The organism is Rhizobium sp. NZLR1b, from assembly GCF_019685155.1.
Lineage (GTDB): Bacteria > Pseudomonadota > Alphaproteobacteria > Rhizobiales > Rhizobiaceae > Rhizobium.
This window is the reverse complement of sequence record NZ_JABDWC010000001.1, coordinates 44,390-58,165: the sequence shown is the minus strand read 5'-3', so window position 1 is coordinate 58,165 and position 13,776 is coordinate 44,390. Positions and strand designations below refer to the sequence as shown.

14 protein-coding genes and 1 pseudogene are annotated in these 13,776 nt (G+C 60.4%); 12 read left to right on the top strand and 3 right to left on the bottom strand.

All coding sequences use genetic code 11. The features are described from left to right. Window positions 1–6 precede the first annotated feature (6 nt). Complete coding sequence (locus HJB84_RS00260; RefSeq protein WP_207584951.1) at window positions 7–540, bottom strand: NUDIX hydrolase; 534 nt, start codon at window positions 538–540, stop codon at window positions 7–9. A 95-nt stretch (window positions 541–635) separates the two neighbouring features. On the opposite strand from HJB84_RS00260, the gene HJB84_RS00255 reads away from it, so the two are divergent. From HJB84_RS00255 to HJB84_RS00235, 5 genes are all read left to right on the top strand, one after another. Next, window positions 636–1,280, top strand: a complete 645-nt coding sequence (locus tag HJB84_RS00255; protein WP_207584952.1) for a DUF47 domain-containing protein — start codon at window positions 636–638, stop codon at window positions 1,278–1,280. Then, complete coding sequence (locus HJB84_RS00250; RefSeq protein WP_033184194.1) at window positions 1,280–2,284, top strand: inorganic phosphate transporter; 1,005 nt, start codon at window positions 1,280–1,282, stop codon at window positions 2,282–2,284. The genes HJB84_RS00255 and HJB84_RS00250 overlap by 1 nt, the downstream gene beginning before the upstream one ends. Before the next feature lie 460 nt (window positions 2,285–2,744). Then, entirely contained in the window at window positions 2,745–4,058 is a 1,314-nt protein-coding gene (locus HJB84_RS00245; RefSeq protein ID WP_207584954.1) for a CmpA/NrtA family ABC transporter substrate-binding protein, read from the top strand. 58 nt (window positions 4,059–4,116) lie between these two features. After that, a complete protein-coding gene (gene ntrB, locus HJB84_RS00240) occupies window positions 4,117–5,010 on the top strand; it encodes a nitrate ABC transporter permease (RefSeq protein WP_207584955.1) in 894 nt (297 codons plus the stop codon). Window positions 5,011–5,021: 11 nt separating this feature from the next. Then, window positions 5,022–5,819, top strand: coding sequence for an ABC transporter ATP-binding protein (locus HJB84_RS00235; protein ID WP_221114933.1), 798 nt, complete (start codon window positions 5,022–5,024; stop codon window positions 5,817–5,819). Between the two features lie 40 nt (window positions 5,820–5,859). Here HJB84_RS00235 and HJB84_RS00230 read toward each other — a convergent pair whose 3' ends face one another. Next, window positions 5,860–6,534, bottom strand: coding sequence for a GntR family transcriptional regulator (locus tag HJB84_RS00230; protein ID WP_207584957.1), 675 nt, complete (start codon window positions 6,532–6,534; stop codon window positions 5,860–5,862). 341 nt (window positions 6,535–6,875) lie between these two features. Between HJB84_RS00230 and HJB84_RS00225 the strand changes: the two genes are divergently transcribed. The 7 genes from HJB84_RS00225 (at window position 6,876) to HJB84_RS00195 (ending at window position 13,402) form a co-directional block, all read left to right on the top strand. Beyond that, complete coding sequence (locus HJB84_RS00225) at window positions 6,876–8,003, top strand: BMP family ABC transporter substrate-binding protein (RefSeq protein WP_207584958.1); 1,128 nt, start codon at window positions 6,876–6,878, stop codon at window positions 8,001–8,003. Between the two features lie 20 nt (window positions 8,004–8,023). Beyond that, complete coding sequence (locus HJB84_RS00220) at window positions 8,024–9,148, top strand: ABC transporter permease (RefSeq protein ID WP_207584959.1); 1,125 nt, start codon at window positions 8,024–8,026, stop codon at window positions 9,146–9,148. Continuing rightward, window positions 9,148–10,074: an ABC transporter permease gene (locus HJB84_RS00215; protein ID WP_207584960.1), complete on the top strand. Its 927-nt coding sequence runs from the start codon at window positions 9,148–9,150 to the stop codon at window positions 10,072–10,074. Before HJB84_RS00220 ends, HJB84_RS00215 begins: the two co-directional genes overlap by 1 nt. Before the next feature lie 65 nt (window positions 10,075–10,139). Continuing rightward, the gene (locus HJB84_RS00210; RefSeq protein WP_207585174.1) at window positions 10,140–10,841 is read left to right on the top strand and encodes a cysteine hydrolase family protein; all 702 of its coding nucleotides are present in this window, start codon (window positions 10,140–10,142) and stop codon (window positions 10,839–10,841) included. After that, the gene (locus tag HJB84_RS00205; protein WP_221114932.1) at window positions 10,838–12,388 is read left to right on the top strand and encodes an ABC transporter ATP-binding protein; all 1,551 of its coding nucleotides are present in this window, start codon (window positions 10,838–10,840) and stop codon (window positions 12,386–12,388) included. The genes HJB84_RS00210 and HJB84_RS00205 overlap by 4 nt, the downstream gene beginning before the upstream one ends. Beyond that, window positions 12,388–13,056, top strand: a complete 669-nt coding sequence (locus HJB84_RS00200) for a cysteine hydrolase family protein (protein ID WP_207584962.1) — start codon at window positions 12,388–12,390, stop codon at window positions 13,054–13,056. The genes HJB84_RS00205 and HJB84_RS00200 overlap by 1 nt, the downstream gene beginning before the upstream one ends. Continuing rightward, on the top strand, window positions 13,049–13,402 hold the full coding sequence (locus HJB84_RS00195; protein ID WP_207584963.1) for a cupin domain-containing protein: 354 nt from the start codon (window positions 13,049–13,051) through the stop codon (window positions 13,400–13,402). Before HJB84_RS00200 ends, HJB84_RS00195 begins: the two co-directional genes overlap by 8 nt. A gap of 115 nt (window positions 13,403–13,517) precedes the next feature. On the opposite strand, the pseudogene HJB84_RS00190 reads toward HJB84_RS00195, so the two are convergent. After that, window positions 13,518–13,688 (bottom strand): annotated as a pseudogene (locus HJB84_RS00190) (isochorismatase family protein); the annotation flags it as partial. Between the last annotated feature and the right edge of the window lie 88 nt (window positions 13,689–13,776).

Below are 13,776 nucleotides of genomic sequence, written 5' to 3'. Positions count from 1 at the left end.
CAGCGGTCAGCCGCGATCGCGTTTCTTGCGACTGCGCACTTCAAATTGGACGAGCAGCGACTTGAGTTCGATCTCGCGAACGCGTCGTGCCGCTTCATCCGGGCTGACCCATTCGAGAATACGCTGATCCCGCTCCTTGAAATCGCCGCTGATTTCCGTGACTTCAATCTGAAACATGTCGACGATACAGGGGGCCACATCGCCATTGTCGAATTCTTTGAGATAGGTATAGCGTCCGACCGGCTTCTTCTTCACCAGCCCGCGCACGCCTGCCTCCTCCCATGCTTCGATTGCTGCTGCTTCGAAAGGCTTTTTCCCCTTCATCGGCCACCCTTTCGGGATGACCCAGCGTGCGCTCTCGCGCGATGTGATCACCAGGATTTCGACCTCGGATCCGGCATTGCAATGGCGGAAGCAAATAGCGCCATATTGTTGGCGGAATGCGCCGGCGAACAGCGTTTCAGGAACAGCAGCGAGCTGCCGCAGTAGTGGCTGGGTTTTGTCCAGTCTAGGCTTCCTGCCTTTTTTGCTAGGCGTCATAGCGATGGAGTAGCCGATTTGCTTGTTGCTTCAATTGCCTGAGCGTGTTTATGACACATTTATGACAGTCGGCCGCACGAGGAAGGTTCGCAGGCATGATGAGCATTTTTCGCAAGCTGATGCCACGGGAAGACAGATTCTTTGAAATGTTTTCCAAGCATTCGAAGACCGTCGTTGCCGCGGCGCACGCCCTCGATCAACTCCTGAAGGGCAATGACGTTCAGAAAAACTGTGAACGTATCGTCACATTGGAAAACGAGGCCGACGACGTCACGCGTGAGGTTCTTCTTGCCGTTCGGCGAAGCTTCATCACGCCCTTCGACCGGGGGGACATCAAAGACCTTATTCAGTCGATGGATGATGCGATCGACATGATGCACAAAACTGTCAAGACGATCCGCTTGTTCGAGCAATCCTGCTTCGATCCGCTCATGCAGCAGATGGGCAGTGAAATCGTCAAGGCGGCAAACCTTGTCGCCGAAGCGATACCCCTCCTCGACAAATTGGGAGCCAATGCGCAACGTCTCGCAGCCATCGCGGAGGAGGTCACCCGAGTGGAGGGACGTTCCGATGAGCTCCACGACCAGGGCTTGAAGGAGCTGTTTGTGCGTTATGGCGCCAGCGGCAATGCGATGGCCTACATGATCGGAAGCGAAATCTACGGAGAGCTGGAGAAAGTCGTCGACCGCTTCGAGGATGTCGCCAACGAGATCAGCGGCATTCTCATCGAGAACGTCTGATGGATGCCTCCCTCGCTTTGCCGCTGCTCGTCGGCCTGGTCGTTGTCGCCCTGTTCTTCGACTTTCTCAACGGTCTGCATGATGCGGCCAATTCGATCGCCACGATCGTCTCGACCCGCGTCCTGCGGCCACAATATGCGGTCGCCTGGGCGGCGTTCTTCAATTTCATCGCATTCCTGTTCTTCGGTCTGCATGTGGCCGAAACGCTGGGAACCGGCATCATCGATCCTGCGATCGTTTCGCCTCAAGTGATCTTCGCCGCACTGATGGGCGCTATCATTTGGAATATTCTCACCTGGATTTTCGGGATTCCGTCCAGTTCGTCGCATGCGCTTGTCGGTGGGCTGGTGGGGGCCGGCCTGGCAAAGGTGGGTTTCAGTTCGATCGTCTGGAACGGCCTCCTAAAGACCGTCGGTGCCATTTTCCTTTCGCCAGCCATCGGCTTCCTGCTCGCCCTCGTGCTGGTGCTCGCCGTCTCCTGGTTATTCGTCCGGCAAACGCCGTTTGCGGTGGATCGGACATTTCGCGTCATGCAATTTGTGTCCGCTTCGCTCTACTCGCTTGGCCACGGCGGGAACGATGCGCAGAAGACGATGGGCATCATTGCGGTACTCTTGTTCAGCCAAGGATATCTTGGCCCGACATTCTACGTGCCTTTCTGGGTGGTCATTTCCTGCCAGTCGGCAATGGCTCTCGGTACGCTCTTTGGCGGATGGCGGATCGTTCATACCATGGGGTCGAAGATCACTCGGCTCAACCCCATGCAAGGTTTCTGCGCAGAGACGGGCGGAGCGTTGACACTCTTCGGAGCGACGTGGCTCGGTATTCCCGTTTCGACGACGCATACCATCACTGGAGCAATCGTTGGAGTGGGCGCGGCTCGTCGTGTTTCAGCCGTGCGCTGGGGATTGGCCGGCAACATCGTGATAGCCTGGATCGTAACGATGCCGGCGGCTGCGGCAATATCCGCAGCGTTCTACGGCCTCGTATCTTTGCTGCAATGAAATGAGGTGACGGCGAGGCAATCACCTCGCATTGACCCTCCCCTCTTGAGCTTTGCCAGTGGCAATACCGCGGGCAGAATCCATTCCCCCGTCCTCGTCATCGCGACTTCCATATTGCGTGCACTGCACAAATAGAGCGCTCCCATGGCTGCGGCCATAGCAGTAATCGCACAAAACGGAAGCAGAAAATAACAAAGCCCAAAAAATAGGCATTTATCAATTCTTCGCATTTCTCCTTTTGCTTCATGCCGTTACCAACTCTTCTTGAAATTGGCACGCTGCTTGCAACTCCTGAGACGCACCGGTCAACGGCGACCGGTGCGGATAGGCGCGGCATAAGCGCCTACATCAGACACCGACGTCGCAAGGTCTTTGCTCTCCGGGATGCTCCCATCCCCTGGACGCAATTTCCAGCGGCGTTTTTTTGTGTCCAAATTCAGCCAGCAGAGGGAACCTGCGCATGACAACGAATTTGAAGACTGGGATTTCGACAATAGGCATAACCCGCCGCAGCATGCTCAAGACGACCGCAGCGGCTGCCCTCATCGGCGCCGTCAAAACTGCCTTTCCGTCCGGCGCCTTCGCAGCCGGAGCAGGCCCTGAAGTGAAAGGCGTCAAGCTCGGCTTTATCGCTCTCACGGATTCCGCGCCGCTGATCATCGCTAGAGAGAAGGGCTTTTTCGACAAGCATGGCCTTCCGGAAACGGATGTGGCCAAACAGGCATCCTGGGGCGCGACCCGCGACAATCTCGTGCTGGGCGGCGCAGCAAACGGTATCGACGGTGCCCATATCCTCTCGCCGCTGCCCTATCTCATGCATACCGGCAAGGTGACGCAGAACAATAAGCCGGTGCCGATGGCGATCCTCGCCCGCCTCAACCTCGACAGCCAGGGCATTTCCGTCGCCAAGGAATATGCCGAAACCGGCGTGCAGCTCGATGCCTCGAAGCTGAAGGCCGCGTTCGAGAAAAAGAAGGCAGAAGGCAAGGAGATCAAGGCCGCCATGACCTTCCCGGGCGGCACACACGACCTCTGGATACGCTATTGGCTCGCCGCCGGCGGCATCGATCCAAACAAGGACGTTTCGACCATCGTCGTGCCGCCGCCGCAGATGGTTGCCAATATGAAGGTCGGCAACATGGACGTCTTCTGTGTGGGCGAACCGTGGAACGAGCAGCTCGTCAACCAAGGCATCGGCTTCACCGCGGCTACCACCGGCGAGCTCTGGAAGGGTCATCCCGAAAAGGCGCTGGGGCTCCGCGCCGAATGGATCGAAAAGAATCCCAATGCGGCCAAGGCCTTGCTGATGGCTGTCATGGAGGCCCAGCAGTGGTGCGAGAGCATGGATAACAAGGCGGAGATGGCGGACATTCTCGGCAAGCGCCAATGGTTCAACGTTCCGACGAAGGACGTGCTCGGCCGCCTCAAGGGAGACATCAATTATGGCAACGGCCGCGAGGTTAAGGCCACCGACCTCTACATGAAGTTCTGGAAAGACGGCGCCTCCTATCCGTTCAAGAGCCACGATACCTGGTTCATGACGGAAAACATCCGCTGGGGAAATCTGCCGGCGAGTACCGACATCAAGGCGCTGGTCAACCAGGTGAACCGTGAAGATATCTGGCGCGAGGCCGCCAAGGATCTCGGTGTCGCGGCGGCCGATATTCCCGCCTCGTCTTCCCGTGGCAAGGAGACCTTCTTCGACGGCAAGATCTTCGACCCTGAAAATCCTTCCGCCTATCTCGACAGCCTTTCGATCAAGGTTGTCTCCTAACCCCGCCTCCGGCGCGCCACGGGCGCGCCGGCCTTTCGTTCATGTGAGGAGCGCGTCGATGTCCGCCCTGGCAAATAAAGCAAATCCCTCCACTGCCGTCTCTGCCAAGCCGGCGGCAAAAATTCTGCCATTATCCGGCAAGCAAAGATCACGGATCGATTTTCGTCATGCGGCAACCGCCACGTTTCGCAACGTCGTTCCGCCAGCCGTGGTGCTGGCACTCATCCTGCTCTTCTGGCAGGCGCTCTGTTCATCGCCGGATGCGTCCTTGCCCTCGCCGCATCGGGTCTGGCAGGAGAGCTACGACCTGATCGCCTATCCGTTCTTCAACAACGGCTCCCAGGATATCGGGCTTGGCTGGCGCGTGCTCGTTTCGCTGCAACGCGTGCTCTATGGTTTTGGCTTGGCCTCCGTCACCGGCGTTATCGTCGGAGCGATCATCGGCCAATCGGTCTGGGCAATGCGCGGTCTCGATCCGATCTTCCAGGTGTTGCGAACGGTTCCGCCGCTCGCCTGGTTGCCGCTATCGCTCGCAGCCTTCCAGGATTCCAACCCTTCCGCGATTTTCGTCATCTTCATCACCTCGATCTGGCCGGTGATTATCAACACCGCCGTCGGCGTACGTAATATCCCGCAGGACTACCGCAACGTTGCCGAGGTGCTGCGGCTCAATCAGTTCGAGTTTTTCTGGAAGATCATGCTGCCATCGGCGGCCCCCTACATCTTCACCGGCCTGAGGATCGGAGTCGGCCTCTCTTGGCTCGCCATCGTCGCGGCCGAAATGCTGACCGGCGGCGTCGGCATCGGTTTCTTCATCTGGGACGCATGGAATTCGTCGCGCCTGCCGGACATCATCGTCGCGCTCGCCTATATCGGTATCGTCGGCTTCGCACTCGACAAGCTGGTGGCTGCGCTCGGCAAACTCATCACGCGCGGCGCCACCGCCAACTAAGGAACGTCCCGATGAATGCCTATCTGAAGCTCGATCATATCGACAAACATTTCAATCGCAGCGACGTGCGCGCCGAGGTTTTGAAAGACATCAACCTGACGATCTCCGCGGGCGAATTCGTCTCGATCATCGGCCATTCGGGCTGTGGCAAATCCACTCTGCTCAACCTCATTGCCGGCCTGACCCCGGTTTCCGCCGGCGCCGTGCTCCTCGAAAATCGTGAGGTCAACGGACCCGGTCCCGAACGCGCCGTCGTTTTCCAGAACCACTCCCTGCTGCCTTGGCTGACGGTTTACGAGAACGTCAATCTGGCCGTCTCCAAGCTCTTCAACCGAACGAAGACCAAGGCCGAGCGGCATGACTGGGTCATGGCCAACCTCGACCTTGTGCAAATGGCGCATGCGAGGGATAAGCGGCCTTCGGAAATTTCCGGTGGCATGAAACAGCGCGTCGGCATTGCCCGCGCGCTTTCGATGGAGCCGAAGATCTTGCTGCTCGACGAGCCTTTCGGTGCGCTGGATGCGCTGACCCGCGCCCATCTTCAGGACGCAGTGATGGAAATCCACGCCCGGCTCGGCAACACGATGGTGATGATCACCCATGACGTCGATGAGGCGGTGCTGCTCTCCGACCGCATCGTGATGATGACCAACGGCCCGGCGGCCCGCATCGGCGAAGTGCTCGATGTGACCATGTCTCGTCCCCGCAATCGCATCGAACTCGCCTCCGACCGGACATATCTCAAATGCCGGGAGGCCGTGCTGAAGTTCCTTTACGAACGCCACCGCTTCATCGAAGTCGCGGAGTAGAGACCGGAAACAACGGCGTGATTGACCGGTCGCAGCCTGCTTACTCCTCGGCCGTTGCAAATACCGCGCTGGCATCGCTGACAATTTCCACGTGGGAATATGCCGCCTGCCCCGCGGCGGCTGCGTCCGCGCGCATGATTGCGGTCACGATCCGGCCGTGCTCTTCATAGGATTTCGCCAGACGTCCGGGCAGACGGAACTGCGCCCGCCGAAAAGCCGCGAGCCGCGCCCGCGTCTGAGTCACCATCTCGAAGACATGATCGTTATGCGCGCCGCGATAAAGCCGGGTGTGAAATTCGGTGTTGTGAGCCGAATATTCCTCTTCCGCGCCGGCATGCACGAGCTTCACCGATCCCCGATGATCCAGTTCCAGCGCCCGCCGCTCATCGACCGTCATACGCTCGGCCGAGAGCCTGGCACAGATCGCTTCGAGTTCCGCCATCGCCTCGAACATCGAATGCAGATAAGCCTCGGTGACATTGGTAACGACGGCACTGCGGTTTGGTTCGCGCGCAACCAATCCCATGGCGCTGAGCTCACGCAAGGCTTCTCTGACCGGTGTGCGCGAAACGTCGAAACGAACCGCGAGCGACACCTCGTCCAGCTTTCCGCCCGGCAGGATTTCGCCTGTGACGATCATGTCGGAGATCGCCCTCACCATCTGTTCGACGGTGGTTCCGGTGCGGATGATTTCTCTGCGTTTGGCCTGCTTCACGATACGAATCTGCTCACGTCAACACTCTGCATACAGATGCCGCTCAGCACGCCATAAGTCAAACTACGTGGCGAAGATATTGTTAGATTTTCACTTTCCGATGCAAGGCACAGTCCGCAACAGCTTGTCGACTCGCTGACTGCGCACCTAGATTGAGTAAAAAACAGTTCATGATTATTTTTTATGCGTTACTGCGGTCAATCTGCATGCACTTTAAACAATACAGGCTGCTACTCCAAAAATAATATATAAAAAACAATAAATTGGGTTCTGGCATGAGCATTGCATGCACTTTACTGTCCTGTTTCGCAAACCGGCCCAGCGCCGCAAGGAGCATTCCAATGACCAAACTCCTTTCCATGAACCGCCGCAATTTCCTGCAGGCTTCCGCTGCCGGAGCGCTGGCCAGCGCCATACCGGGCCTGATCGGCTCCTCCGCAGCGGCCCAAACCGCGCTGACCATCGGCTTCATCTATGTCGGCCCCAAGGACGACTACGGCTACAACCAGGCGCATGCGGAAGGCGCCGCCGTGGTCAAGGCGCTGCCGGGCGTGACGCTGGTCGAAGAAGAGAACGTTCCGGAGACCGTCGATGTTCAGAAGACCATGGAGTCGATGATCAATCTCGACGGTGCGACCCTGCTGTTTCCGACCTCCTTCGGCTATTTCGACCCACACATGCTGGCCATGGCCGCTAAACATCCCGACGTTCAGTTCCGCCATTGCGGCGGCCTCTGGCAGGAAGGCAAGCACCCGGCCAATACGGGCTCCTATTTCGGCTATATCTTCCAGGGCCAGTATCTGAACGGCATCGCCGCCGGCCATGCGACGAAGAGCAAGAAGATCGGCTTTGTCGCCGCCAAGCCGATCCCGCAGGTTCTGCAGAACATCAACGCCTTCCTGCTCGGCGCGCGCGCAGTCGACCCTGCTATCACCTGCCAGGTAATCTTCACCGGCGAGTGGTCGCTCGCCGTCAAGGAGGCCGAAGCCACCAACGCCTTGGTCGACCAAGGCGCCGACGTCATCACCTGCCACGTCGATAGCCCGAAAGTGGTTGTCGAGACGGCCGCGGGCCGCGGCGCCTTCGTCTGCGGCTATCACGCCAACCAGAGCCCGCTCGCTCCCGAAAAGTACCTCACGGGCGCCGAATGGGCCTGGGGCAACGTCTATGGCGACTTCGTCAAGAAGGCGCAGGCCGGCGAAAAGCTCGGCAATTTCGTGCGCGGCGGCCTGAAGGACGGCTTCGTCAAGATGAGCGCGCTCGGCCCCGGCGTGTCCGCAGAGGGCCGCAAGGCCTTCGAAGCCACGCAGGCGGACATGATGAAGGGCGGCTTCTCGGTTTTCAAGGGACCGTTGAAGGACAACAAGGGCGACACCGCCGTGGCTGCAGACAAGAGCTACGCTGAAGACGCGATCGAGCTCGAAAGCATGAATTATCTGGTCGAGGGCGTCGTCGGGTCCACATCGTAAACCGCGAAGGGAGAAGCGCCATGACCATCGAGGCCAATCCTGCAATATCGATCGCGGGAAAACCGGCTTCGCTGCGCCCGGTCCTCGAATGGACCGCGCGGCGAGCCGAGCCGATCGTCATCGGCCTCGCGGCCATCCTGATCGGTCTTGCGCTTTTCTCCCTCTTCATCCTGGCGGTCGGCAAGTCGCCGGCCACCCTCTTCCAACTGATGTACACCGGCGGCTTCGGCAGCTGGTTTTCGGTGCAAAACAGCCTAAGCCGTGCCGCACCCCTTCTCCTGACGGCACTCTGCGTCGCCCTGCCCGCCCGTCTCGGCCTCGTCATCATCGGCGGGGAAGGAGCGGTTGTGTTGGGCGGCGTTGCTGCCGCAGCCATGGCTCTGCCGCTCGCCGGCACCGCGCCGGTCTTCCTCACCCTCGTTCTGATGGCGATGGCGGCCATGGTGGTCGGCGGCATCTGGATCGGCCTCGCCGGGTTCCTGCGCCACTACCGCGGCGTCAACGAAACCATATCGTCGCTGCTGCTCTCCTATATCGCCATTGCCCTGATGAACCAGTTCGTCGAAGGGGTGCTCCGCGATCCGGCAAGCCTCAACAAGCCGTCGACCAGGCCGCTGCCGGCGGAATACATGCTCGGCAATATACCCGGCATGGACGTGCATTGGGGTCTTGTCATCGGCATCCTCGCCTGCATGGTCTCGTGGATCGTGATCGAGGCGACGAGCTACGGTTTTGCCGCCCGCATCGCCGGCGGCAACGTGCGAGCCGCCCAGATCCAGGGGCTGCCGGTCGGCAAGCTGATCGCGGGATTTACCGCACTTGCCGGCAGCTTTGCCGGTCTGGCGGGCATGATCGAAGTGGCGGCGGTGCAGGGAAGTGCCAATGCTTCGCTTGCGGCGGGCTACGGTTATACCGGCATCCTCGTCGCCTTCCTCGCCAGGCACAATCCGCTGGCGATCATTCCAGTGGCGATCCTGCTCGGCGGCATCGAAGCCTCGGGCGGCCTCATCCAGCGGCGCATGGGCCTGCCGGATGCGACCGTTCTGGTGCTGCAGGGAACGCTCTTCATCGTTATTCTTTTCTGCGAGACATTCTACGGCCGCTTTAAGATCTTCAATCCCGATCTCTGGAAAAGGAGCCTCTGATGGAAGAGACAGGCATCGGCATCTGGGGCGTGCCGCTGGCGATCTTTGCAGGCGCCATCCGCGTTTCCACCCCGTTCATCTTCGTTAGCCTCGGCGAGACGATCACCGAACGCTCCGGCCGCATCAATCTCGGCCTGGAAGGCACGCTGGTCTTCGGCGCCATGACGGCTTATGCGGTGGCCGTCATGACTGGCTCACCGACCCTCGGCGTGGTGGCCGCGATGATGGCCGGCGCGATCTTCGGCGTCATCCACGGCTGGATCTGCAAATTCCCCAAGGTCAATGACATCGCCATCGGCATTGCCATGATGCAGTTCGGTCTCGGCATGGCGTTCTTCCTCGGCAAATCCTTCATTCAACCCGTGGCGCCGAAACTGCCCTCGATCGCGCTCGGAGGCTGGTCGAGCATGCCGCAGCTACAGGCGGCGCTCAATATCAACGTGCTGTTCTTCATCGGCGCCGCACTTGCTCTCTTCCTGTTCTGGGCCTTCAAGAACACCCGCATCGGTCTGATCCTGCGCGTCGTCGGCGATAGCACCGACGCGGCCCGGGCCATGGGCATCGACCCTGACCGGGTTCGCCTGCTGGCGACGGCCGCGGGCGGCTCGCTGGCGGCGATCGGCGGCGCCTACCTTTCGCTCTATTATCCGGGCTCGTGGAACGAAGGCATCTCGTCGGGTCAGGGCCTGATGGCCGTGGCCCTAGTGATCTTCGCGCGCTGGAACCCAATCGGCTGCTTCCTCGCCGCCCTGCTTTTCGGCGGTGCCGGCGCGCTCGGCCCGGCGCTGCAATCGGTCGGCGTCACACAAGGCTACTACCTCTTCTACGCTGCCCCTTATGTCCTCACCCTCATCATCCTGATTGCCACCTCCTCGCCCACCCGCTCGCTCGCCGGTGCGCCGGGCGCGCTGTCGCTGACGAAATAACGGAGCCTTGTGATGAACGGACTTGGCGGTCTCAACAAATCTGCCGCGGAATAGGAGAGAGAATGATGGACGCGATGGTCGAAACCAAAGGGCGTTTTATCGACGCCGATCCGTATCCGTGGCCCTATAACGGCGCTCTCAGGCCTGATAACACCGCCCTCATCATCATCGACATGCAGACGGATTTCTGTGGCAAAGGCGGCTATGTCGACCACATGGGCTACGACCTGTCGCTGGTGCAGGCGCCGATCGAACCCATCAAACGCGTGCTTGCCGCCATGCGGGCCAAGGGCTACCACATCATCCATACGCGCGAGGGCCATCGCCCCGACCTCGCCGATCTGCCGGCCAACAAACGCTGGCGCTCGCGGCGGATCGGCGCCGGCATAGGGGATCCCGGCCCCTGCGGCCGCATCCTGACGCGTGGCGAACCCGGCTGGGACATCATCCCCGAACTCTACCCGACCGAAGGCGAGACAATCATCGACAAGCCCGGCAAGGGTTCGTTCTGCGCCACCGATCTTGAGCTCATCCTCAACCAGAAGCGCATCGAGAACATCATCCTCACGGGAATCACCACCGATGTCTGCGTCTCGACGACGATGCGCGAGGCGAACGACCGCGGCTACGAATGCCTGCTGCTGGAGGACTGCTGTGGGGCGACGGACTATGGAAACCACCTCGCCGCCATCAAGATGGTGAAGATGCAGGGCGGCGTCTTCGGCTCGGTCTCCAATTCCGAAACCTTTGTGAGCCAGCTGTCATGAGCACCGTTCGCGACACGCCCCTTCCCAAGGCCGGCAAGGCGATCGGTATCGATACGCTCGGCATGACCATGCGCTTCGGCAGCTTTACCGCGCTCGACAACGTCTCGATCGCCGTTCCGGCCGGCTCTTTTCACGCGCTTCTCGGCGAAAACGGCGCCGGCAAGTCGACGCTTGTCAAATGCATCATGGGCTTCTATCACGCCACGTCAGGCTCGCTGTCGGTCGACGGCCGCGAGGTAGCGATCGGCTCACCCAAGGATGCCGCGACCTACGGGCTCGGTATGGTCTACCAGCATTTCACCTTGGTTCCCTCTCTGACCGGCGCGGAAAACCTGGTCATCAGCCGTGCCGAAGTACCTGCGGTGATCAACTGGGCCGGGGAACGCAAGGATCTGGCGGGTTTCATGGAGCGCATGCCGTTCAAGATCCCGCTCGACAGGCCGGTGAGCCAGCTTGCCGCCGGCGAAAAACAGAAGCTCGAAATCGTCAAGCAGCTCTACCTCGGCCGCTCCTTTCTCGTTCTCGACGAGCCGACCTCGGTGCTGACGCCGGCGGAGGCAGACGAGATGCTCGGCATCGTGCGCGGGATGACCGAGCGCGGCGAACTCACCGTGCTGATGATTTCTCACAAATTCCACGAAGTGACGAAATTCGCCGATGCCGTCTCGATCCTGCGGCGCGGCAAACTGGTCGGCGCCGGCAAGGTCGGTGAGCTCTCCACATCAGATATGGCGGCGATGATGATCGGCGACGTCAAGCTCGCCGAACTCGACAGCCGCCTGCCGGTGGCGGAAGCGGCAAGGCCGGTGCTGTCCGTAAGCCGGGTGAAAGCCCCGGATCGTTCCGGCCTGAAAACGATCGAAATCGACGAGCTTACGGTGCGCTTCGGCGAGATCGTCGGCATCGCCGGCATATCGGGCAATGGCCAGAAGGAACTGACGGAAATCCTCGCCGGCCAGCGCCCGACCGATAGCGGCCAGGTCATGGTCAATGGCGAGGCTTACGGCGCAACCCGCGACGAGACCCGCAAGAACAGGGTGCGTTTCATCCCCGAGGAGCCGTTGCAGAATGCCTGCGCGCCGAAGATGACGGTGAGCGAGAACCTTGCGTTCCGCACCTTCGACTTGAAGCCGGACGGCAAGGACGCGATCTGGTTGAACAGGGCCAGCATGAAGAAGCGTGCGTCGGCGCTGATCTCCGACTTCAAGGTCAGGACCGCCTCTTCCTCCTCGCCGATTGCAGCGCTTTCAGGCGGCAACGTGCAGCGGGCGGTGCTCGCCCGCGAGCTGACCGGCGACGTCGATCTGCTCATCGTCTCCAACCCGTGTTTCGGCCTCGATTTCTCGGCCGTTGCCGAAATCCGCGCCCGCATCATGAAGGCGCGCAATTTGGGTGCTGCCGTGCTGCTGCTCTCCGAAGACCTCGACGAACTGCTCGAAATGTCCGATCGCATCATGGTCATTTCGGAAGGCAGGCTGGTTTACGAGACACCGGCGCGTTCGGCCGATATCGGCGTGATCGGCGCCCACATGGCGGGGCATCACTGATGGTGGGGATTAAAGCCGAACCTTTCGCCTTTCCGGTGAGGCACGATGAACTCGCCCTTATCGTCATCGACATGCAGCGCGATTTCGCCGAAGCCGGCGGCTTCGGTGCAAGCCTTGGTAACGATGTCAGCCGCATCACCCGCATCGTGCCTGATGTCAAACGCCTGATCCAGGGCTTCCGCAATGCCGGCCTGCCTGTGATCCATACGATGGAGTGCCACCGGCCGGACCTGTCCGACCTGCCGCCGGCGAAACGCGACCGCGGCAATCCTTCGCTCAGGATCGGCGACGAAGGCCTGATGGGCCGCATCCTGATCTCAGGCGAACCCGGCACGGCGATTCTTCCGGAACTTGCTCCTGTGAAGGGGGAAATCATCATCGAAAAACCCGGCAAGGGCGCCTTCTACGCTACCGAGCTTGGCGCCATGTTGCAGCAGAAGGGCATCAGTCAGCTCGTCTTTGCCGGCGTCACCACCGAAGTCTGCGTGCAGACGACCATGCGCGAAGCAAACGACCGCGGCTATGAATGCCTGCTCGCCGAGGAGGCGACGGAAAGCTATTTCCCCGAATTCAAAGCCGCAGCCATCGCCATGATCCGCGCCCAGGGCGCTATCGTCGGCTGGACCGCCCATGTCGACGACATTCTGGAAAGCATTGCCAATGCCTGAAACGACCCGCGAACTGCTGACATCGGGCGGCTGGAAGGAAGTGGAATTCGGCCCTTTCCGCGAGAATGTCACCATTCACTGGATCCGCCCCTTCGAGGGCGACCAGCCGGGCGTGGCGCTGTTGAAATATGAGCCCGGCGCCTCCGTTCCCCGCCATCTCCACGAGGGGCTCGAGACCATCCTGGTGCTCGATGGTGTTCAATCCGACGAGACGGGCGATTACATCAGCGGCAGTTATATCGTCAATGCACCCGGCAGCGAGCATTCGGTCTGGAGCGATACCGGCTGTGTCGTGCTGATCCAGTGGGACCGGCCGGTGAAGATACTCGAAGAGGAAATCGCATGATTCCGTTCTTCGCCGCTGCATGGCAACGACAGCAGCGTCGAGCTAATTGAAGCGGTCTCACCCACTGGGGCGATTTCCATCAGGCAAGCGGCGTGACGCTGGGTGCGACGCGCTTTTAAGCAACGCCTCTCAAAAACTCCTCGGTCTCCATGAGTTCAAGCTGCACGGAAAACCGATCGTGCAGGAGTTCCAGTGAGGCGTCATGCGTATCGTCGGCGCCACTGCAGACGGCATCCTTCAGCACGATGACCCGATAGGCGAGATCGATGGCGCCGAGTGTCGTGGCACAAAGATGCCGCCACTCCCCGACCTCGCCCATCACATCCTCCATTCGGTTTTCAGGCGTCAACCGCCGCGCTGGGCGAAAGTTCCTC

Coding starts and splice junctions, on each gene's coding strand:
- HJB84_RS00215 (WP_207584960.1), top strand. CDS start 9,148: ATGGAAGAGACAGGCATCGGCATCTGGGGCGTGCCGCTGGCGATCTTT.
- HJB84_RS00255 (WP_207584952.1), top strand. CDS start 636: ATGATGAGCATTTTTCGCAAGCTGATGCCACGGGAAGACAGATTCTTT.
- HJB84_RS00260 (WP_207584951.1), bottom strand. CDS start 540: ATGACGCCTAGCAAAAAAGGCAGGAAGCCTAGACTGGACAAAACCCAG.
- ntrB (WP_207584955.1), top strand. CDS start 4,117: ATGTCCGCCCTGGCAAATAAAGCAAATCCCTCCACTGCCGTCTCTGCC.
- HJB84_RS00205 (WP_221114932.1), top strand. CDS start 10,838: ATGAGCACCGTTCGCGACACGCCCCTTCCCAAGGCCGGCAAGGCGATC.
- HJB84_RS00220 (WP_207584959.1), top strand. CDS start 8,024: ATGACCATCGAGGCCAATCCTGCAATATCGATCGCGGGAAAACCGGCT.
- HJB84_RS00225 (WP_207584958.1), top strand. CDS start 6,876: ATGACCAAACTCCTTTCCATGAACCGCCGCAATTTCCTGCAGGCTTCC.
- HJB84_RS00250 (WP_033184194.1), top strand. CDS start 1,280: ATGGATGCCTCCCTCGCTTTGCCGCTGCTCGTCGGCCTGGTCGTTGTC.
- HJB84_RS00235 (WP_221114933.1), top strand. CDS start 5,022: ATGAATGCCTATCTGAAGCTCGATCATATCGACAAACATTTCAATCGC.
- HJB84_RS00210 (WP_207585174.1), top strand. CDS start 10,140: ATGGACGCGATGGTCGAAACCAAAGGGCGTTTTATCGACGCCGATCCG.
- HJB84_RS00200 (WP_207584962.1), top strand. CDS start 12,388: ATGGTGGGGATTAAAGCCGAACCTTTCGCCTTTCCGGTGAGGCACGAT.
- HJB84_RS00245 (WP_207584954.1), top strand. CDS start 2,745: ATGACAACGAATTTGAAGACTGGGATTTCGACAATAGGCATAACCCGC.
- HJB84_RS00195 (WP_207584963.1), top strand. CDS start 13,049: ATGCCTGAAACGACCCGCGAACTGCTGACATCGGGCGGCTGGAAGGAA.